A 21216-nucleotide genomic window follows, 5' to 3' on the forward strand; every position below is an offset into this window, starting at 1 on the left:
AGTTACCTTGTCGATAAGAATCTTTTGTTTATACTGCAAATATATGACGTCCAATTTTTCCGGTTTGCTTGCGTGACCAAATCCATTCAGAGGTAGCTGTTTCTGGATTAAAATAATAAAGAGCTCCACCTGTTGGATCATAACCTTTGACAGCTTCCTGTGCTGCTTGATAGGCAAGTTTGTTTGGAGTAAGATTATATTGTCCATCATCAACGGCCGTAAATGCTCGCGGCTGTTCAATAACGCCTCTTACTGTATCTGGAAAACTAGACGATGCCAATCGATTCATAACGACAGCTCCAACTGCAACCTGTCCTTTATAGGATTCGCCACGTGCTTCTGCATAAATAATTCTTGCCAGCAAATCAAGCTCTCCTTGATTCACGGATACACTCTTAAGTGTTTTCCAGGTCTGTGCGCCTGCTACACCGTCGGAAGCCACACCATAATCCTTCTGAAAACGTTTGAGTGACTCTAACGTCGTTGTGCCAAAATAAGCCGTTACGTCTTTATTAAAATAACCTAGCGTTTTTAACCGATATTGCAAATCCGGAACATCGGGTCCTGAGCTTCCTACCTTTAATGTAGCAGGCGGAGCGGCATGAGCAGCTTCGAGCGGAACCGAAAATGCCAGCATAAATATAATAATAAGCGCCATACTATGTTGTATGAATTTAGTGTTCATCATTTAAGAATGAACCTCCTTTTTCTATAGCGTACATACAAATTGTCCGCAATTTGGAAGAAGATTGGCAACTCTTCTACAGACTCGTTTGAGTTTAGCACAGTTAAAATGGAATTGTAACCGAATTTGCAGAATTGCATATATTTACTAATTTACAACATCGCAAAAATCTGAATCATATAATGAAACAATCTTAACGGTTTAATGTGACGTGATATAGAGGAGTTCGGAACATTTATAAGCTAATAAAAAGAAAAAAACTGTTGAGGAAACTCAACAGTTTTTTTCTGATTTATATTGAAAATAGATTAGTTGTTATTTGTAGCTACCTTACCGTCATTGGATTCCTCTTTGTCGCTCGATAGGAACCAACCTATAACCGCGATCAAGACAAGGACTACATAGAAGGTAATTTTCCAAGCTGCTGAATGGGAGAATGATTCTGGAATGATCCCCAGTTTAGGGTGAGACAATGTGACAACAGCCAGCTTGACGCCTACCCAACCTACGATAACGAATGCAGCAACTTCAAGTCCAGGCTTGCGCTCTAGCAGCTTCACGAAAGCTGAAGCAGCGAAACGCATAATGATTAGACCGATGAAACCACCGATAAAGATGACTGCAAAGTGACCGCCATCCATTCCGCCTATTTTCGGCAAATTGGTCGTTGGCAGCGCCATTGCAAGCGCAACAGCTGCCAGGATGGAATCTACTGCAAATGCGATATCCGCAACTTCTACCTTTAATACGGTAAACCAGAAACCACTCGCTTTTTTGGTTTCTTTTTTGTCTTCTGTTGCATTATCGACATGCTTCTTGAAAATGACTTTTCGGAAAATATGGTTTAGCGCAATGAACAATAGGTACAACGCGCCAATTGCCTGGACTTGCCATACTCCAACCAGAAAGGAAATAGCGAATAACGAGGCAAATCTGAAAACAAATGCCCCTGCTAAGCCGTAAAACAATGCTTTCTTCCGTTCTTTCTCCGGCAGATGTTTGACCATGATAGCCAGCACAAGTGCATTGTCTGCTGCGAGCAAACCTTCAATTGCAATGAGGATGAGCAGAACCCATCCATATTCCATTAACAAACCAAAATCCATACAAGATTCCTCCCTTTCGACTCTGCTTAAGTAAATTTAACTTGTGCTTACACCCAAAAAATAGACCTTTGCCGACTAGTGGCAAAGGTCTCGCTAACAACGTTAAGTTGCCAATAAAGCCGGAGATCGTTAGATTCTCGTAATGACGACTTTACTGTAGCAGCTACTCCCCTTTGGAATGAAGCACGATGAAGTTATAAAAAGGTATACGGGCTGTTTATTAATGGGTTTCAAAAATAAAAAATAAAATAATTGAGAAATTATTTTGTTTTTTTAGAGTGACCATTATATAAATTCTTATACATCCAAACACCATAATCTACGTATGAGGGTCATAATGAGAAGAAGTCTCTGAGTAGAGAATTCTTTTTTTGCCTATTACCCTTTTATGACGTTGTACCCCCTTACTCTAATTGTTACAATATAACTATTCATCTGGTTATTATTATAATTTGTTAACATAATTATTATTATGTTTATTAAACGCCATTAATTATTCGCACCATTAATTTTAGGAGTGACTCGCCATCAATATTATTAAACAAAAAGATCGTGAAGAGCTCGACAAGAAACTTCCTACGATGCCTTGGTATATTGAAAAATTTATTAATTACAAACTTCCAGATTTATCTCCTTCATCGCTTGTCGAATATATGAGAGACTATGAAACCTTTCTTAACTGGTTAATGGCAGAAGGTCTTTCTGAAGCAGCAAATATTAGAGATGTAGCTTTGCTTGAACTGGAAAAGCTGCATATGGACAGTATAGATGGCTTCCGTATGTATTTATCGACTCATAAAGTGGAGCGAAACAGTAAAACGACGATCTCACGCAAGCTTTCCTCCCTCCGCTCGTTATTTCATTATTTAAGTCAAATTGCAGAGGATGAGGAATTTTATCCTCTACTCAAACGGAATGTTATGGCAAAGGTTACGATTAAACGTACGCATAAGCCGAAGGATACAGCCGCAAAGCTTGAGGGCAAGCTGCTTCAAGAAGAGGAAATTTCCGAATTTATGGCTTATATTAAACAGCATTATGGGACGGATGTTGCCAAAAACAAGCAGGCACTTTACGCATACGAGCTTAATATGATAAGAGATGCATGTATCATTAGCTTTATTCTACATTCAGGCTTGCGTGTATCTGAACTCGTCAATTTAAACGTCGATGATATCGATCTCAAGAAGAAGCTTTCCTATGTGTATCGCAAAGGTAAAAATGACGATACGTTTAAAACCCCTGTATATTTTCGCCAAGAGGCGGTTGAGGATCTGCAAGCTTATTTGACTCTAAGGGAACTCCGTTACAAGGCGCCAAAAAGAGAGAAGGCTTTGTTTCTGGCTGTTGCTAATGGAAAAAACGAGGGTTCGCGCATGACGAAGCGAGCAATTCAAGAAATGGTACTGAAATATGCCAAACGCTTTGGAAAACCTTACTTATCCGTACATAAGCTCAGACATAGCTTCGCCACGGACTACTATCTGCGAAACGACATCTACAAAACCCAAGAGCAGCTTGGGCATGCTTCGCCGGAAACGACGCAAATTTATGCGCATTTAACGGATAAAACGATGGCACAAGCAATCGATCGTACAAAAAAAGAGGACGAGTCAAGCTAGCGCATCTTTTGCGTAAGCCTGACTTGCCCTCTTCTTTTATTCATGCCATTAAGAACTAGTTTGCAAAATAACAGATTCCTGCATAGACAGCTGTGTTAGAACAAGATTGGAGTAGATGCCGCCTTTCTTCATCAGCTCCGAATGCGACCCCTGCTCGGCTACTCTTCCGTTCTCAATGACGAGAATAAGATCAGCATCCTTAATGGTGGATAGTCTGTGCGCGATAATAAACGCCGTTCTTCCTGCTAGCAGCGTGTGCAAAGCCTCTTGAATATGCTGCTCTGTTTCCATGTCAACGCTGGATGTAGCCTCGTCTAATATGAGTATGCCGGGATCTGATAGCAACACACGGCCGAAAGCGAGCAATTGCCTTTGGCCTACCGAGAGTTTTGAGCCTCGCTCCTCCAGCTGCGTTTGATACCCATCTGACAATTTGCTTACAACGCGGTCTAGCCTTACGCTCTCGGCTGCTCTAAGCAGCTCTTCCTCTGTTGCATGGTCGTTGCCATAACGCAAGTTCTCTTCTACCGTACCCGCAAAAATAAATGAATCCTGAAGCACGATTCCCATTTGCTTGCGTAGAGATTCGAGCGTTGCCAGCTTAACGTCCATCCCGTCAATTCGCACGGTACCGTCAGTAGCATCGTAGAAGCGCATCAAGAGATTAACGATCGTGCTTTTTCCAGCGCCGGTTGGCCCGACTAAAGCTACTCTTTGCCCGGGCTTAACGAGAAATGAAACGTTATGAAGCACATCAGGTTTATTTTCCTCATAACGAAACGAAACATTATCAAACTCAACCTCGCCGCGAACCTGCGGCAGTTCTAAAGCATGCTTGCTATTTTTCACCTCTGGATCGGTATCCAGCACTTCAAATATACGCTCGGCAGAAGCCATAGCTGACAACAGCTGGCTATACACCTTGGATAAGGCGCTCAGCGGCCCCCAGAAGCGCCATAAATAATTAATGAACGCCATAATGAAGCCAAGCGTAAGCGCGCCTTCAATGACCTTCATGGCTCCGAACCAAACTACGATACAGGTGCCCAGCATTCCGATCATTTCAACCAGTGGATATACAGTCGATTCCAACGTAATTGCTCGCATAAATGCGCCTTTGTTGCGGGTATTTATACCTTCAAATCGCTCATTGTTAGTCCGCTGGCGTGAGAAGGCTTGAATGACACGAATGCCTTGTATCGTTTCGTTCACATTACCGTTAATCGATGACATCGTTGAGCGTGAACGCGACCATGAGCCTTCAATTTTTGGACGTAGCTTTGCAACGATGAAATAGAGCAGCGGCATCATAATAAATGAGAGCAAAGCAAGCTGCCAATCCATCCAGATCAAAATGATGACGATGCCAAGTAAATGCGTAACCTCCATCACCATCGTTATCAAACCGCCGTTGATTAGCTCACCAATAGCATTTGTATCATTCGTTATTCTGGACATAATTTTACCAGCGGGACGCCCATCAAAAAAACGAAAGGACAAGGTTTGCAAATGATTAAATAATTGCTGACGAAGATCAAACAAAATACGTTGTCCTGTAAAATTGATCCATCTGGTATGCATATAGCTAAACAACCAGCCTATTAGCTTAACGCCCAGCAGAATAGCACCCAATACATGGATAACCGAATAATCTTTTTGGTTTATCCCTTTATCGATGATGTACGCAAGAATAATTGGCTCGGATAAGCTTAATAACATATTAATAAGCACTATAATAATGACCCACGTCATTAATTTGCGATAAGGGATAAGATATTGAAGCATACGCCGCATGTATTTCCCATTAAACGGCTTCTCTTCTACATCAGAATCCATATCCCACTCCACTTGACTCATGATTTCACCTCTCTTCTATTGATGTGCGATTTGCTTCTGTCTATCAAACAATTGACGGAAGAAGCCACTGCCTTCGTTTAGTTCCTTATGTGTGCCTTCTTCAGCCACACGGCCATTTTCAAGCACAATAATACGGTCCGCATGCTGAATCGAGGAAAGCCGCTGCGCGATTATAAATGTCGTGCGACCCTTCATGACTTCTAATAAAGCTTCATGAATAGCTGATTCTGTTGCTGTATCTACACTCGCTGTCGCTTCATCCAGTACTAAAATTGGCGGATCCATTAAAATCGCACGAGCAAGCGCCACACGTTGTCTTTGCCCGCCAGAGAGCCCGACACCCCGCTCACCAATTCGCGTATCGTAGCCGCTTGGCATGCTTTCGATGAAGGAATGGATTTGCGATTTGCGTGCTGCCTCCTCAATTTGCTCCTGCGTCGCATCCGGATGACCGTAGGCGATATTATCTCTAATCGATGCTGAGAACAAGAAGGTCTCTTGCGGTACAATACCTATGCTTCGCCGCAGTCCATCAAGCTCATATTCCCGCACATCTACACCATCAATGAGTACACTGCCACTGGACACATCATAATAACGAGAAAGCAAGCCAATCAGACTGCTTTTGCCTGAACCCGTGGCACCGAGTACACCGATCACCTCACCTTGCTTCACTTGGAAAGAAACCTCATCCAATATCGGCTTATCCTTCGCTAAATCCTGATCGGAGAAGAAGAATGTTACACGATCAAAAACGACGTTGCCGTGCATTCCGTCCGTATTTATCGCTTGTTCAGGGGTTTGAATATCAACCGGTGTGTCCAGCACTTCAAATACACGTGGAGCTGCTTTAATCGCTTGCTGGAAAATATTAATTTGCCAGCCTAGCATATTCAGCGGCCAAATAATGCCCCATGTGTACCATTGAAACGCTATGAAGGTACCAATCGACATCTCTTCCCGAGCAACAAAAATAGCACCGATCCAGATCATCAAAACAAACGTGAGTCCTCCGTAAAAGCCCATGAGGGGAAATGCTTTTGCCTCCAGCCTTGCCCGGTCCATATTTGTATCAAAGTTTTGCTCATTTCGCTCAGCGAATTTCCTTTGTTCTACGGACTCCGTTGCAAAAGATTTGACAACTCGAATGCCTGAAATATTTTCTTGAAGCGTAGTCGTTAAGCGCCCCATTTGTTCACGAATATTGGACCAAGCTGGTCCTACTTTGTGGTTAAAGCGAAATAAGACGAACAAAATAAAAGGAATTGTAATTAAGCTGATTAAAGTTACTTTCCATTGCATCGTCATCATGAAAATCGTCGTTCCGATAAACGTCAGCATGCCAGTAAATAGGTTCATCGCTCCAAACCCGACAAAGTTTTTTACCGCATCAATATCCCCAGTCATTCTGGACATGAGCTGACCAGTCTGCGCACGGTCATAATAAGAAAATGATAACCGCTGCAAATGCTCATAAAGCTCTTTCCGGAGTTTAAACACGACATTTTGACCGACCAGCTCTTGGGAATAACCTTGTATAAACATGCCCAAGCTCTTTAAAGCTTGAATGCCTGCCAAAGCAAGTGTTAATCCGATCACGACGGACATATTGCTTTTTCCGATTCCTTCGTCAAATATTTTGGCTAATACCCAAGGAGCTACCAAATCGAATATCGTCGCAAAAATCATAATGATAACCGCTGTAAATACCCATTTGGCACTCGGTCTTACATAAATCATCAAACGTAACAGCGTTTTCATTGGATTGCCCCTTCCCCTATAGGAAACAAAAAAAGACCTCAAGCCATAATCGGCTTGAGATCTTCGTATAATAGCGTGCAACGGTCAAAAAAGCTGCGTTGACACCAATGAACGAAGGCAGCCCGATCGGCATGTTTGAACAACGGAATGGAAATTCATGCTAAACTGCGCGCCTTCGACATTCATTCCAATCTGATTGAAAAACATTCGTGAGCCCCCCTTTTCGTATCCATTTGATCATATTTTCCTAACCCATCCAAATCTTAACACCTGTTTCTGCCTTTGCGCAAGAGGTTTTTACAAAAAAAATGATTTAAAACCTGTCCGACTCATTCGGCAAATCAAAGTCGCTTGAGGAGATGCCTTCCTCTACCGCAAACTCAAAATCTTCAATATCGTAAATTTGTACAGGGACCTCTGCTTCTATCAGCTTATCTTGAAACTCAAACTGATCCGACAGCAATGGGACTTGCAGCTTCAATCCTGTTAACAGCAATTCCGTTTCGATCGGATCGAACATCTCGCCATAATGGGCATTATCGACAGCATGCACGACCGTAAAATGAATCGTATCATTTAGAATGAGCGGAGAGCTTTCTCGCCAAGGCACTTGCATGGCCTTTTCAATTTTTTTGCGATTAAGAGCATCCTCAAAAAAAGCAATAAGTTCATTTATTTTGGTTTTTACATGCCCATCATCATCTGGATCATCCATGACAGGTTCAACACCGTCTCTCATTTCATACAGCTCAGCTATGGATGAATAAGGAACGACAAAATCAATTGGACGACTCGGTACAAGAAGATGTCCATACGTTGCCACCAGTACTGCCTCTATTACAAAACGTCGCCGCATGTGATCTCCTCCTATCATTTTGTGAAATAAAGCTAGTTTCATAGAACCGGTATACAAATAAGAATGGTTACACATTATTATACAATAATATATTGCATGTACACGAGAGCCATAAATCCAGATTTGCACAATATGTACGCCTCGCAGTAAAATGATCGTTATATTAGAATTTATATCGCTTCGTTATAGTATAGGAGGGTAATACGAATGCAAAAAGAAGAAGCCATCATCATTGGAGGCGGTCCGTGCGGCTTGGCAGCAGCGATTGAACTCGAACGGATTGGTCTTCAGCCACTGATCATAGAGAAACGCAACATTGTACATTCAATCTCGCAATATCCCACTTATATGCAATTTTTCAGCAGTCCAGAAAATCTTGAAATCGGCGGAATACCATTCACAACGGCTAACGATAAGCCTTCCAGACTGGAAGCACTTAATTATTATAGAACAGCCGCGCAGCGCAAAAACGTTCGTGTGCAAGCCTATGAAATGATAAATAAGATTACGCCTGAGAATGGACAGTTTATTTTGCATGGAGAAGATCGTTTTGGCGAGAAGCGCACCTACCAAAGCAAGTATGTCATCATAGCTACAGGTTATTTCGATCATCCGAATGAGCTGGGCATTCCCGGTGAGCAGCTCGATAAGGTTAGTCATTTCTTCCGCGAATCTCATCCCTACGTTGGTATGAAAGTTGCCATTATTGGCGGCAGCAACTCCGCAATCGATGCGGCTTTAGAGCTAGAGAGGGTCGGTGCAGAGGTAACGGTCGTCTATCGCGGCAATGATTATTCTACCAGCATTAAGCCATGGGTTAAGCCAGGTTTCCAGAGCAAAGTAATCAAAGGCTCTATTCGCATGCTGTTTCAGTCAACTGTAACCTCTATCGAAAACAATGACATCACTGTACTAGGACCTGAAGGCGAGATCCGTTTGGAAAATGATTTTGTATTAGCTTTGACTGGCTTCCATCCCGATCGCAACTTCCTTAACACAAGCGGCGTTACGATTGAGGAAGAAGGGTATCCAACCTTCAACGAAGATACTATGGAAACGAATGTTCCAGGCATTTATCTGGCAGGTGTGGTAGCCTCCAGACATGAAGCAAATGAAATTTTCATCGAATCCGGACGGTATCATGGCCATAAAATTGCCGAACATATTTTAAGCCTCAAATGATTATATGGTTATGCTTTGAATCATACACCAAAAAAAGGGAATCAGCTTGTTAAGCTTGATTCCCTTTTTTTTCGAACTGGTTTTTAAGAGCGTTGATTTGTTGGTCATCTGGCTGCTTATCGCCATACCTTGCTTCTTCGTACAACTCAATAAATCGAGGCATATTGTCAAGCTTGCCAGCCTGCCATGTATTCAGGTCTTCTGACGTTTCGCGCGGAGTCATATGTTCTTTGACCGTATACCCCTGTTCGGCGCTGCTTCTCAATAAGCGAGCATATAAAAACCTGATTTTTTCTGTATTTGTTCGCAGCTCATTCCATTCCTGAGCAAAGGAACGCTTCTTTGGCAGCAGCTGCTTCAGTTTATTGCCCATTTGCTCCCGCCATTTAGTTAATGTCATTAAACTTTCAACTTCATCTGTAAAGCCAACCCCATTATTGCGGCTATCTGCTCCTCTTTCCTGCAATTTAGCAGCAAGCAGTTTCGCCCATTGCATTACCTTTCTAGCAATAAAATAGAACAGAATGCAGAAGATGATGATGACTAACACGATGCCGATAATTTTCGCAATTTGCTCGAGTAGCAGCATCCAATCAGACGGCGGCTTCGTTTCCTCCAAAGGCATCTCAGGTGTTGAAGAATCAATAGGAGGTTCTTCAACCGATGTTTGCTCCCTAGACTGGTTTAGCCAGTTCATTATTCGCTCAATAATTGAATGAAAGAAGCTCTCAATCATCTTCTGAATTTGGCGGAAAAGAGCAAGAAAGCTAATGATGCTGACAATTACAATAATTAATAGACGATTTTGGCGTTTGAAAGCAAGAGTAGCTGACGTTTTCCCTGAATCTACTGTTTCACTGTTCAAATGCCGCTCATTTGCAAAAAAGAAAAAGATAATGACGGCAGCAATTCCGCAAACGATTAAAACACCGTTGTACTCCATCAGTTTTTTTAACGCAATTATTTTTAACGGCTGTACAGCTACATAAAGGAGCACTCCAATCAGCATCTGTGTATTGGGAAATGAGTTGAACCATCCGCGCAATTGCGCCGACATGCCCTTCATTGCTGCTACAGCAGCAGCAAGTCCGCATACAACCATAGGGACGATATCCATATTACCTACCCATGCGATAATGAACAAACTGCTATGCAACGCCCCAATAGCAATAACTAGAAGCAGCTTCACGCCGTATCGTAATCTTGGATATTTTCCGAGAATTAGCGATGCCGCCCAGTAACAGAGAGGAATCGTTGCTATCCATGGCCACAAAGCTCCAGCAGGCAGCAAGTAAACAGCTATCGCTATAAATACGGGCAAATAAAAGAGCAGTTCAATAACGCCTTGACCTAAGGTATTTAAAGAAAAAGATCGCTTCTGGGGCTCATTCACGCGGTCACCTCTTCTCTGCCGCTACCTGATATCGCTTGTCCAACATCGCTAATCGTTTGCTTAGCTTTATCTGTCAGCATCCAAACTGCGACTGCATTGCCGTTGTAGCGAAGCTGTTCAGCTTGTTTTTCCAGTTCTTCGTTCCAATAAGCCGTAATCATTAGCACATCTCGTTCACTGTAGCCGCTTCTTGCTTCGCGTTCCAACAAATGATGAAACAGCTCTGTGCGTTCTATATCGAGCTTCGCCATTTCCTCTAAAATAACGATTAAATGCTCATGCCCGCCTCTAGGTTCAATGTGAACGCTTTCCATCATGCCGGTCAAAGGCATATTGGATGCAAAACCAACTTCCATGCCCTGCTGAATGACAGCTTCAGCTGCCCCTGCTGCCCATTCAATACCTAGCTCGATTAACGATAAATCAGTAACGCTTCGCCACATGCCCTCTACATCGTCCACATTCAAATAAATCATCAGTCTGCGGTCCGCGGTAAAATCATACTGATGGACTTGAAGGCTTCCTGTTTTTGCAGTAGCTTTCCAGTTGATTTGCTTATACGTATCGCCCGCTTGATAATCGCGAACGCCAGCAATAATGAATGGATCGTTGATAATCCAGCGGCGAATCGATTGATCACCCTGCCAGCTATGATAAGGTAGCTCATGAATGGGCACCTCGGCAGGCTTTGGATAAACAAGCAGTTCCCCTTGAAGCGCAATTTGAGCGGACGAATGGGTTAAACCAAGCGGATCACCGCCCGTTAACGTGACGGTTTGAAGCTTGTACCAGCCTCGCTTTGCACAGGTGATGCGGTGTGTGCGCGTAATTTTTGTATACGGCGATAGACTAAAGAAGCTCTTATGGTTCTGATAAAGCTGCCCGCTGCTCACAGAAAAATTATCAAGCTGTTGAAAATGCAGATGAGTGGATAGCTGTGATTCCACGCGTAGCCAGGGCACCGGCAGCCATTTGGCGTTGGCCATCTCTTCTATCATCTCAACCTGCTCGCCGCTATAGCATGTTTTGCTCGTAAAACGCCGTTCATATTGGATACGGCGCAATACGAGCTTTTGAAATATTTTGCCCTGTAGTGACAAAATGACGATTGCAGCTAATATAAACCAGAATAAAATCATCAGGCTGCCTAACGAGCCGTAACGCCTGCTTCAGCAGGCACGGCCGTCAAACGAATAATGTCATCAATAATGGACTCCGCCTGATTTGCTGTACGATGCATGCCGCGAATGGCTAGTCGGTGGGACAAGACCGGCTTCGCCATTGCCTTTATATCATCAGGCGTAACAAAATCACGTCCTCGCAAAATGGCATGTACCTGGGAAGCACGGAGCAGCGCTTGACTGCCACGCGGACTGACACCAACAGAAACCTCCTCACGCCTTCGTGTTTGCTCCACGATTTGCAGCAAATACTGAAGGATGTCATCGTTCACTTTCACCGCTGAATAGGCTTGCTGTGCCTTCTGAATGACATCTATTCCTGCAACTGGCTCAAGCTCCGTAAGCGGATCATGATCTTTAAAACGTTTTAATAGCTGCAAACCTTCTTCAGTCGTCGGATAACCCATCTTAATTTTGAATAAAAAACGATCGAGCTGTGCTTCCGGAAGTGGAAACGTTCCTTGATGCTCCACTGGATTTTGTGTAGCAATAACCATAAATGGACGCTCCAAATATTTGGTTTCACCGTCGATGCTGATTTGACGCTCTTCCATACATTCGAGCAAACTCGATTGGGTACGAGGCGTCGCACGATTAATCTCATCTGCTAACAGCAAATGAGTAAACAATGGACCAGCTCTGAATTCAAACTCGCTTATTTTTTGATTATAGAAATGAATGCCGCTTAGATCCGATGGAAGCAAATCGGGTGTAAATTGAATTCGCCTGAAAGATAAAGCCAATGATTTAGCCATAGATTTAGCGAGCAAGGTCTTTCCTGTTCCTGGCACATCCTCGAGCAGCACATGCCCTGATGTAAGGAGTCCGATGAGCATTAGTTCTACAACTTCCTCTTTGCCTACGATGACGCGTCCAATATTAGATTTCAATTGTTCGGCTAGTTGTTTTATCGCTTCAATAGACATAAGTCAACTCCTTCGTTAGGTTGTAAAGCCTGTTCGAGCACGCTGCAGTTTTTGCAGTTCACTCCAGCGAATCATACGGATGTTTTCTTTTTGCAACGTATTCTTGATCTCAGCATCACGGAATAATTCGAACTCCATTCCCCGCTTTTGAGGCTGCATGTGAAAAGCATTCAGCTCATCGGTTACAAGAGACGGATGTATAATAATTTCAGAAACGCCTGGTTGCAGACCCTCAAGCACCTGCTGCATGCTTGCCTTTAGTGAATCAAATGTTTCACCCTCCTCCAAGTGGAACGGCAAGCCGATTAAATAATCAAGGATAACAACACCCTTCGAATCCGCCAGCATTCCGAGCTGTTTGGCTTGCTCTTCCAGCTCAGGAGAGGCCACTTGACCAATATTTTGCCTTAAATTACGCGGCAAACGGAAAGGCAGGCCATAGGAAGCGCATACATCCAGAACGATAGATAAGAAATTTCTGCCGGTTGCTAACCCATACAAGCTTCCCATGTGATTGTCTGCATGCGATGGTTTCATCCCCATAGCTAAAGCCATTTCAATTTGTGCGATAAGTTCTTCTTTTACTTGCTCTGGATCAGCTTGCAGCTCAAAGGTTTTACTGTCCTTCGGGAAATAATTTTCATGGGTGACAAGCGAACTTGTGCTTCCTTTGCGGTTGACTGGACCCCAGCGGTACATATCCCATTCGCTAGTAAATGTGAAATGGACACCCACATCGACTTGCGGGTGCCTTGCACTCCATAGCGCTGCTTCCCTCGCCCAGCCGCAAGGCATCATAATCGTCGCCGAGCTCACCGTTTGTTCTAGCAGCAGCTGCTGAATGCCGACATTTACCGAATGGCATACTCCGTAGTCATCTGCGTTAATAATGAGCAGTTTTTCGTTCTCGCCGTATCCCAGTGCTTTGGCTAAACTCATGAAAAATCATCCTCCCAATATTCATTAATCCAGCGGCAGCCAAATGCTGACTGATCGATAATGCCGCAAAGTATTTCCTCATCATCTAAATTATCTCTTAAGCGTATGGCAAAATGCAATGCTACATCAAGCAATCTTAATTTCATTAATATCGGCAATATCTTAATTTCATGAAGAGTTAACGGATTCGTATCCTGATAACCCTGCAATAAACGCTTCACCTTCTCTTTTATATTTAGGTCATCTGGTTTTATGATATCGACAATAATGACAGCAAGCTCCATCGCTCTAAGATCGACAGTCGTAAATTCAAAATCCAGCACACCTACGATCGCATCGCCTTGACATATCGTATTATTAAAAACCAAATCACCATGGATCCATTGTTCCGGCAGCCCGACAAGTTGATTACAATCCTCTTTCAGCTTCAGACGCTCCTCGTGCAAGGCCATGAAGCTTGATTTTCTACCTTTAAGATCTACGGACAGCTCTGCCATTGCAAAAAAAGCTTCCTCATCCATCAAAGCATATGTATTTTCCAACATGAAATAAGGGCTGTAAAGCGGCAAGCCTTTTGGGGTTATTCCGCTTAAAGCGCTAGAAAGCTTCGCAGCTGTAACGCCTAGCGCATAAACATGCGCTGGGTTTGAAACCGTCGGTCGGTCACCATCAATAAACTGAAATAATGACGATAAGGTGCCATCTGTTGCAACGCTAATCGTTTCGCCTTGTTTATTCTGAACTGGAATCGGCACCTTAAAGGTTAGCTTCTGTTTATTCAAGTCGTTCAGTACCTCATGTTCAAGCCTTACAATATCAATATCTTTATGGTTATTGTAAATGCGCAGGACAAATTTTTTATTTCCCGACGAAATGATTCGGGTCGTATTATTCATTCCGCTCTCCCGGCTCTCAATATGACAAGGCTCGGCGAATGCATATGCATCTAAATACGATGTAAAATCTATGGTGTCGGTCAAAGCAGACAAGCCTCCTTATTGTTCAAGCTGCAATCTTGTCAAACGAGCCCCCAGCTGTTCCTGCCAGCTCGCAGCCAATTCTTTCACATCAAGCAGCTCTCTTATTCCCTTTATGTCATCTTTATCACGGTACATGACACGGTTAGCTTCCATAACCGTTTTACGGGCCGGATGTTTATATTTAATTTCAAACGTCATCCCTGCCTGTATATGGCCCTCTTGGAGTACGCGGAAATAAAGACCTGTGTAGCCTTCACGCTGAACATGTCCCGGCAATTCCGGCAGCTTATGCCGCAGCCCCAGCTTATAGCACGGCTGTCTTGGCTGACTTACTTGAAGGATCACATCACCTGCCTTGATAATATCGCCGATGCACAAATCCCCTTCTGTCCAGCTCGAGAGCGTAAAGTTTTCACCAAAAGCTCCGTAATCAAATGGCTCCTCGTATTTCTCACGCCAATAGGCGTATCGTTGCTCGAAATAGACGCATACCGCTTTGTCCGGTCCACCATGGTGAATCGTATCGCCTTGTCCATCGCCCTCAAGACCTATAGTGCTCAAAGCATGGGTTGCTTGTGAAGGCTGCTTATAAATTCCTGTTAATACTTCTTTGCTGCCGTGTGTTATTGATTTCGGCATTCCTATATTTAGTGACACAAGTTTAGCCGTTTCTATATGATGTGTCATTAGCTTCGTTCCTCCTATAAATATCTCTCATTTGACTATTATAATCTTCTAAGGGAGATGTTGGCAAAGAGAGATAACTATATCGATAACTTTTGTGATTTTCCCTTTCCCAGCAACGCTTTCGACACATTCTACTTGCGTTAGCCACTGGCTGTCGAAAACCTCTCTTTTCTGTTACTTATTGCGTTTCCCCGGGAAATGTTTTTTAAATAGTCCGACTATTTCCTAAATGAGTACATCATTATTTCCCACAGCATCGACATACAGATTAATTTAAAGGAAATTTTCTTTCCATAAAATAAAGCTCCTTGCGCGAACGATCAACTCTGCTCTGCAGGCTCATCCCATGTTTTTGCCGATACCTTAGCTCCATGAAAGAGATCAAGGTAAGAATTACAAAAGCTGCAATTGAGCCTCGATAATCGATGAATATAGCAGCTAGTATCGTCGTTAACAGCAGCCAAGCTATGGAAACCACATGGATTGGGATACTCCAGCTGCCCAAATGCCACGGTGATGCATGCAACTGCGCATGGATCTTCCCCTGTTTTATTTTCCAGGCAATCGGTATGGCATAAGATAAATTTAAACATATTATCGCTGCAGTTAGAAGAAAAATGATTGTATCGTCTCTATAGCTGAAAAAAGTAATGAGAAGAATAGTTAGTGAAATGACCGCACACAACCAGACGGCAGGAATCGGCGTCTGATGCCGCTCCGACACATTAGACCACCGTTGGCTCAGCGGCATGGCGCCATCACGTGCCAGGCTGTATACAATCCGCGAGCATCCTGTCATCGTCTGCAGTCCGCTGCTCCATAATGATAGAATGACAAAAATAATGATCATACTGGTGCCGCCCCAGCCAGCAGCTGCCATTTGTAGAAACGTTCCCAACCAGCTTGGTCCGTTAGACAATGGAATGGATATAAGCATAAAGCTCAGAAGTACAAAACCAATAACAAATGTGTAAGCAGTAGATAAAAAAATCGACCACGGTGCTCGTACACGAGGATCAATTGTTTCTTCCGATCCTTGGCTTGAGCCCTCCATGCCAATAAATAGCTTTAACAAAAGGAGCGTACCGCTGACGAATGATCCCGCCTGCACGGTACCATTCCACTCTGCATTTTGAAATTGATACATCAATACAGGTGAATAGCTGCCTGGCCATGCAAGCCAAGCTAGCCCAGCAATAATGAATAAAGCAATAAATACTTGCAGTATAACGCCGCCTGCTTGCAGCTTGCTTAACATCCGGTTTCCAAAGTGGTTCACAGCACCTTGGGAAGCAGTCAGCACTGCAACGACACACCAAAAAGTGAAATCCGATGTTTGATAACCTATTCGAGCGGACATAAAACCGTCCAGTAAAGCTGCACATGCGCAGTTTAGCAGCGCAAGCATGGCTAAATGTCCAGATGCTTGAAGCCAGCCTGCTCGCACTCCCCATGAGCGCCCGCCTAATGAGGATGCCGTATGATAAATTCCGCCTGCAGTTGGTGTCACAGATGAGAGTTCTGCGAGAGATGCACTTAAAATAAGTGCGAATAAAGCGATTATGGGCAAACCAAATCCAATAACCGACGGCCCCCCCTCTCCGATCGCTGGCCCAAACAAAAAAGCTGCACTACCAATCAAACCGAGCACATTAAACGATAAACCAAATGACGATAACCCGCCGAACCGCCGTCTAAGCAGCTGCGCTAAACCATAACGATGCAGATCATGTTTGTCCTGCAGCAACTGCGCCTGCAAGCCATAACCAATTAGATTCTGATGCTTAGATAATGAAATGGACTGTTGCGCTTTGAATGCGATGGCAATAATCACGCCAATGACAATCGCAAATAATAATAATCCCGCTAGCAATAAAATCATCCAATCACCCTCCTACGTAACTGTATGAGTGGTTTGGATGTCACATGCAAAAGGAAGAGTGATTAAAACGCATAACAAAAACTCGCATCCATTTAGATGCGAGTCGATTGATTTCTATTTTTTCACTCAGCTTGATCAGAACTTTGCTCCAGTATTCCATAAACGAGTGATTTGAGCTCTATGATATCAAAGGGCTTCGTAAAACAATGTGTAATGCCAAGCGCAAGCGCCTCTTCCATTATGTCTGGATCTGCATATGCCGTTATGAGAATGACAGGCACCTCTGGCGACAGCATTCTTATCCCGCGCAAAATTTCTATCCCATCCATTTCGGGCATTTTCAAATCAAGCAGTACACAATTCGGCTTCTGCTTCTCGTAAATGTCCAAGGCGATACTGCCGCTTTCAGCTTCATAAACATCGATTCCCTGCGCAGCAAACAATTCAACAAGCATCATTCGAATAGCGGGTTGATCATCTACAACTAAAATCTTATAGAGCATATCTGCTGAATAAGGCATCGAGCTTATAGTTGCTTTCGCAGCGGTCTCAGCAAGGGGTTGGTCTGCTATTCGATTCGTAGATATTGACGTAACTGTCGCGGATGGTAAAACAGGCGTTCTTTCGATGGAGCGTTGCTGCTCCTTTTCCATTTTTCGTTGGTGAAAGAAGACAAACGACACCGCGACAATTAATGCTGCTGCGAATAATATGAGAAAATATATCAATGCGTTGTCTCCTTATGTTCTTAGGCTGAATAACTGCTAAGAGAAAATGGTTTCATTCAGAATTAGTCATTAACCAGCATCGGACCAAGTGGACCATCCTCATTAATGATATCTTGCAGTTCGTAGACGGATATTGGAAAATACAGAAATCCAAACACATAAGCTGCCAGCTCATATAGCTGGAAATAGACGACAAGTGAACGGTCCGCTACGTAATAGTCCTGGTCAGGTCTTATGGATTTGAAAGGCTCCAGCGTATCAATCTTTCTTGCCAAGATTTGTGCGCTTATGATAGCGCTTATCCGCCCAACATAGTCCGAACCAGGTTTAAACAGCTGGGCCAGCGTATAGGTTTGTCCTGTCGATTGCTTAAAAGTCAGCGATTGCTGAAGCGTCAAGCCATGAGCTCCACCAGTAAAGGCATAATTGAACAAGGAAAGACTAAGATAATCCTTTTGATTATTTTTCTGTTCAAAATAACCTAGCATCTGCGCTCTCGGATCATCAAGCGAGCCTTGATTATGAACCATTTGCTGCACGGTATGATGAATCGTATGGTTGATCTTTTTATCTGCAGCTTCGCTTCTGCCTCCGCTCACATAAGGCAATGACAGCTCGGCTTTCGGAAAATCAGCTTTTGCCGTTTGGATAACGACTGGCGGTTGAAATGACATATGAAAGACACCTTCCTATTCGGTAAGATGCTCCATTGTATGCAATACACGTCTCATCTCATGCCAAACGATTCCGCCATGCGTAGAAGCGGACACCCCTCTACGCTCAAATTGCTCCGATTCGTAGAACGGAATCAAATGCTCCTCGCACATCAGTATAATGGTTTCAATCTGTGATAAACTACATTGTTCGATCAGCTTCCTCAGCAACAAAGTGCCGATTCCACGCCCGCGATAATGCGAATCAACTGCGATAGTAAGGATACAAAAGTTGTTCCCCTCAAAAAAATCAGCTTGATTCCCCTTCATCTCATCACCGCAATCAGTCTGTGAAGTACGGATGCCGTTTGTTATTCCAACTAATTGGTCGCCAAGCCAAGCTGACCAAAAAAATGAACGATAATGCTTATAGCGAAATTGAAACCCTGCCATGGTAGCAGCAGCTTCAGGTGAATAGCATTTTTGTTCTAGCTTAATAGCAGCGTCGAGCTCAGCTTCTATTATGAGGCGTAGTACGATCTCGTTCACAGGAGTGCCTTCTCGCGTTCAGTCAATCTTCTGCCGCTTACGTTAAGAACAAGTTTACCGTCTTTCAAGCCGAGAATTTGATCAGCAAATCGCTCCGCCCAGTCCCCCTGATGCATAACAGCAATCACAATAACGCCTTGCTCCTTGCATAGCGCTTTCAAATCAGTTAGAACTTGATCCGCTGTATGGGGATCAAGACCCGAAACCGGCTCGTCGGCTGCAATGACTTTAGCGCCATGAACGAGTGCTCTTGCAATTGCCATACGCTGCCGTTCGCCCCCGCTAAGAGTGCTCGCCTTCTGATGTGCTTTATCAAGCAGGCCGCGTTTTTCTATCATATCCATCGCACCCATATAATCATCATTACGTACCATCCCGGTCCATCTCCGCCAAGCAGGCGTTTGTGAAATTGAACCGATAATAACATTTTTTAATCCCGTCTTGTTCGGGAATAGAAAAGGTTTTTCTTCCACATAAGCAACCTCTCTGCGAACTTTAAGCTTGCCTTTGAATCCTTCTTTGAAAATATCTTTGCCATCAAATTGATAGGAGCCTTCACTCCACTTTTCTTGCAAGGCTAGGCACCGAAGAAGTGTGGACTTCCCGCTTCCGCTATCACCCTTAATGGCGATAAAGTCGCCAGGATAAGCCTCAAAGCTAATATCATCGAGCACCTTAGGCCCGCCGGGAATACGTCTGGATAAGTTCTTTACTTTGATCATTTTCCGCTCTCCTTCTGTTTGCAGCAACTGCTTCTATGAATCTAGTTTACGTTAAACAAAAAACAGTTTCCATACGAACAAATGTTTGGTATAATAAAAACAAGAACAAATGTTCTAATGATCGACGAATTCAACATTTTGAAGGAGGCCTGATCACCATGAATAACATCTGCGAAAATTTCCGATATGTAGAGAATGAACGTCCTGGACGCGACTTAACTTTTAAGTTTTACGCCGATGGACGGCTTATTATCATCGATAATGTTGCAGAGGAGGTGATCACTCCCAAAGATTTAAAGGGCGCCAGCAAGGACTTCTACGTTCGCAGACGTATCGCTTTCATTAAGAATCAATTAAAAGCTTCACAGCTTAAATATGCATAACATGGATTAGAAGGAGAGCTGAAGCTATTCAAGCTCTCCTTCTGTGTTTTTAAAAACTTGCTTCATTAAGGGAGCTGTTTGTTAATGCCGTTTAAGCTCGCAGGTCGCTTCGCGAATTTATCGGTTTTAAGCTTGCCTGACTGTCCACGCAAGGTAGAATGATTTTGACGAGATTCTCCAGTGCCGTTTTTGTTGATAGCCATTGCAATCACCTCCACTATCATTATGCCGATATTATTGGATATGTATGTAAAAGCAGTTCCTCTCTTACACCCTACATTGACTCGACCCTGCCACTTGCGGTAGATTGATCATACAGTTTCAAGTTTTGCAAAGGAGATCGTATACATGAAGCAACAAATTATGTTTGACCTCGACGATACATTAATTCACTGCAATAAATACTTTTACTTGGTCATTGATCAATTTATTGATGCAATGACCACTTGGTTCGGCAGCTCTCCCCTCGTTTCAATACAAGCCATCCGAGACAAGCAAATGGAGATCGATATTGCCGGCGTAGCCGTATTCGGATTTAAAAGCGAGCATTTCCCACAATCGTTTGTTGATACTTACATTCACTTCTCTCATTTGACTGGTCGCAAGAGATCAACAAATGAAGAAAACTTTCTGTGGAAGCTTGGCTTAAGTGTTTATGAGCACGATACCGAGCCGTATCCAAATATGGAACAAACGTTGTTCTCACTAGCGGAGGCCGGCCATGAGCTTCATCTCTATACGGGTGGCGAGATGCCCATTCAACGTCGCAAGATTGAGAAATTAAACTTGGAGCGTTATTTCGATTCCCGCATCTACATTCGACGTGTCAAAAATAGCGACGCACTAGAAACCATTTTGTCCAATGGTGTCTTCGATCGCAACAGTACGTGGATGGTTGGCAACTCCATTCGAACGGATGTTGTTCCTGCATTAACAGCAGGTATTCACGCTATTCATATGCGTGCGATAACCGAATGGGAATATAACATCATTCAGATTGAAGTGGAGCCAAAAGGCGCTTTTTTAACCTTGGATCATCTAAAGGATGTCCCAGGCGCTATTCACGGGTACGTTAATCGATAATGGAATGACAAAAACAAATAAACCCGAATTCGTCCCTTGGT

The 21216-nt window shown here is 43.5% G+C and carries 21 protein-coding genes; 4 read left to right on the forward strand and 17 right to left on the reverse strand.

Annotated features, from left to right (window positions below; genetic code table 11):
- Positions 1 to 28: 28 nt before the first annotated feature.
- On the reverse strand, positions 29 to 685 hold the full coding sequence (gene sleB, locus AC1DOV_RS04975; protein WP_441882544.1) for a spore cortex-lytic enzyme: 657 nt from the start codon (positions 683 to 685) through the stop codon (positions 29 to 31).
- Between the two features lie 308 nt (positions 686 to 993).
- Positions 994 to 1791 carry a TerC family protein gene (locus AC1DOV_RS04980; protein WP_076265871.1) on the reverse strand — a complete coding sequence of 266 codons (798 nt, stop codon included), beginning with the start codon at positions 1789 to 1791 and terminating at the stop codon, positions 994 to 996.
- A gap of 527 nt (positions 1792 to 2318) precedes the next feature.
- On the opposite strand from AC1DOV_RS04980, the gene xerS reads away from it, so the two are divergent.
- Positions 2319 to 3413 carry a tyrosine recombinase XerS gene (gene xerS, locus AC1DOV_RS04985; protein ID WP_477511863.1) on the forward strand — a complete coding sequence of 365 codons (1095 nt, stop codon included), beginning with the start codon at positions 2319 to 2321 and terminating at the stop codon, positions 3411 to 3413.
- A gap of 48 nt (positions 3414 to 3461) precedes the next feature.
- Here the strand turns inward: xerS and AC1DOV_RS04990 are convergent, their stop codons facing one another.
- The 3 genes from AC1DOV_RS04990 to AC1DOV_RS05000 form a co-directional block, all read right to left on the reverse strand.
- The gene (locus AC1DOV_RS04990; protein WP_477549338.1) at positions 3462 to 5270 is read right to left on the reverse strand and encodes an ABC transporter ATP-binding protein; all 1809 of its coding nucleotides are present in this window, start codon (positions 5268 to 5270) and stop codon (positions 3462 to 3464) included.
- A 15-nt stretch (positions 5271 to 5285) separates the two neighbouring features.
- Entirely contained in the window at positions 5286 to 7031 is a 1746-nt protein-coding gene (locus AC1DOV_RS04995; protein WP_477511839.1) for an ABC transporter ATP-binding protein, read from the reverse strand.
- A gap of 313 nt (positions 7032 to 7344) precedes the next feature.
- Positions 7345 to 7887 (reverse strand): ADP-heptose synthase, encoded by a 543-nt coding sequence (locus AC1DOV_RS05000; protein WP_076265867.1) that lies wholly within the window; start codon positions 7885 to 7887, stop codon positions 7345 to 7347.
- A 207-nt stretch (positions 7888 to 8094) separates the two neighbouring features.
- On the opposite strand from AC1DOV_RS05000, the gene AC1DOV_RS05005 reads away from it, so the two are divergent.
- Positions 8095 to 9069, forward strand: a complete 975-nt coding sequence (locus tag AC1DOV_RS05005) for a YpdA family putative bacillithiol disulfide reductase (RefSeq protein WP_477549339.1) — start codon at positions 8095 to 8097, stop codon at positions 9067 to 9069.
- 49 nt (positions 9070 to 9118) lie between these two features.
- Here the strand turns inward: AC1DOV_RS05005 and AC1DOV_RS05010 are convergent, their stop codons facing one another.
- The 11 genes from AC1DOV_RS05010 to AC1DOV_RS05060 form a co-directional block, all read right to left on the reverse strand.
- Positions 9119 to 10462, reverse strand: coding sequence for a DUF4129 domain-containing protein (locus AC1DOV_RS05010; protein WP_477549340.1), 1344 nt, complete (start codon positions 10460 to 10462; stop codon positions 9119 to 9121).
- Positions 10459 to 11601 (reverse strand): DUF58 domain-containing protein, encoded by a 1143-nt coding sequence (locus AC1DOV_RS05015; protein WP_477549341.1) that lies wholly within the window; start codon positions 11599 to 11601, stop codon positions 10459 to 10461. The genes AC1DOV_RS05010 and AC1DOV_RS05015 overlap by 4 nt, the downstream gene beginning before the upstream one ends.
- An 8-nt stretch (positions 11602 to 11609) precedes the next feature.
- Positions 11610 to 12569, reverse strand: a complete 960-nt coding sequence (locus AC1DOV_RS05020) for an AAA family ATPase (protein ID WP_477549342.1) — start codon at positions 12567 to 12569, stop codon at positions 11610 to 11612.
- A 15-nt stretch (positions 12570 to 12584) separates the two neighbouring features.
- Complete coding sequence (locus AC1DOV_RS05025) at positions 12585 to 13508, reverse strand: polysaccharide deacetylase family protein (protein ID WP_477549343.1); 924 nt, start codon at positions 13506 to 13508, stop codon at positions 12585 to 12587.
- Positions 13505 to 14488 (reverse strand): phosphotransferase, encoded by a 984-nt coding sequence (locus AC1DOV_RS05030; RefSeq protein ID WP_477549344.1) that lies wholly within the window; start codon positions 14486 to 14488, stop codon positions 13505 to 13507. The genes AC1DOV_RS05025 and AC1DOV_RS05030 overlap by 4 nt, the downstream gene beginning before the upstream one ends.
- 15 nt (positions 14489 to 14503) lie before the next feature.
- Positions 14504 to 15175, reverse strand: coding sequence for an MOSC domain-containing protein (locus tag AC1DOV_RS05035; RefSeq protein WP_477549345.1), 672 nt, complete (start codon positions 15173 to 15175; stop codon positions 14504 to 14506).
- Positions 15176 to 15443: 268 nt separating this feature from the next.
- A complete protein-coding gene (locus tag AC1DOV_RS05040) occupies positions 15444 to 17057 on the reverse strand; it encodes an amino acid permease (RefSeq protein ID WP_477549346.1) in 1614 nt (537 codons plus the stop codon).
- A gap of 122 nt (positions 17058 to 17179) precedes the next feature.
- Positions 17180 to 17785: a response regulator gene (locus tag AC1DOV_RS05045; protein WP_477549347.1), complete on the reverse strand. Its 606-nt coding sequence runs from the start codon at positions 17783 to 17785 to the stop codon at positions 17180 to 17182.
- A gap of 62 nt (positions 17786 to 17847) precedes the next feature.
- Positions 17848 to 18459, reverse strand: coding sequence for a DUF3298 and DUF4163 domain-containing protein (locus AC1DOV_RS05050; protein WP_477549348.1), 612 nt, complete (start codon positions 18457 to 18459; stop codon positions 17848 to 17850).
- A 15-nt stretch (positions 18460 to 18474) separates the two neighbouring features.
- Positions 18475 to 18987: a GNAT family N-acetyltransferase gene (locus tag AC1DOV_RS05055; protein WP_477549349.1), complete on the reverse strand. Its 513-nt coding sequence runs from the start codon at positions 18985 to 18987 to the stop codon at positions 18475 to 18477.
- Positions 18984 to 19709 carry a phosphonate ABC transporter ATP-binding protein gene (locus AC1DOV_RS05060; protein WP_076265856.1) on the reverse strand — a complete coding sequence of 242 codons (726 nt, stop codon included), beginning with the start codon at positions 19707 to 19709 and terminating at the stop codon, positions 18984 to 18986. Before AC1DOV_RS05060 ends, AC1DOV_RS05055 begins: the two co-directional genes overlap by 4 nt.
- Before the next feature lie 158 nt (positions 19710 to 19867).
- Between AC1DOV_RS05060 and AC1DOV_RS05065 the strand changes: the two genes are divergently transcribed.
- On the forward strand, positions 19868 to 20092 hold the full coding sequence (locus tag AC1DOV_RS05065) for a hypothetical protein (RefSeq protein WP_076265855.1): 225 nt from the start codon (positions 19868 to 19870) through the stop codon (positions 20090 to 20092).
- Positions 20093 to 20157: 65 nt separating this feature from the next.
- Here the strand turns inward: AC1DOV_RS05065 and AC1DOV_RS05070 are convergent, their stop codons facing one another.
- Positions 20158 to 20295, reverse strand: coding sequence for a hypothetical protein (locus tag AC1DOV_RS05070; RefSeq protein ID WP_441882397.1), 138 nt, complete (start codon positions 20293 to 20295; stop codon positions 20158 to 20160).
- Between the two features lie 145 nt (positions 20296 to 20440).
- Between AC1DOV_RS05070 and AC1DOV_RS05075 the strand changes: the two genes are divergently transcribed.
- Positions 20441 to 21175, forward strand: coding sequence for an HAD family hydrolase (locus AC1DOV_RS05075; RefSeq protein ID WP_076265854.1), 735 nt, complete (start codon positions 20441 to 20443; stop codon positions 21173 to 21175).
- Positions 21176 to 21216 lie beyond the last annotated feature (41 nt).

It is taken from the genome of Paenibacillus sp. 01T47 (genome assembly GCF_056398245.1).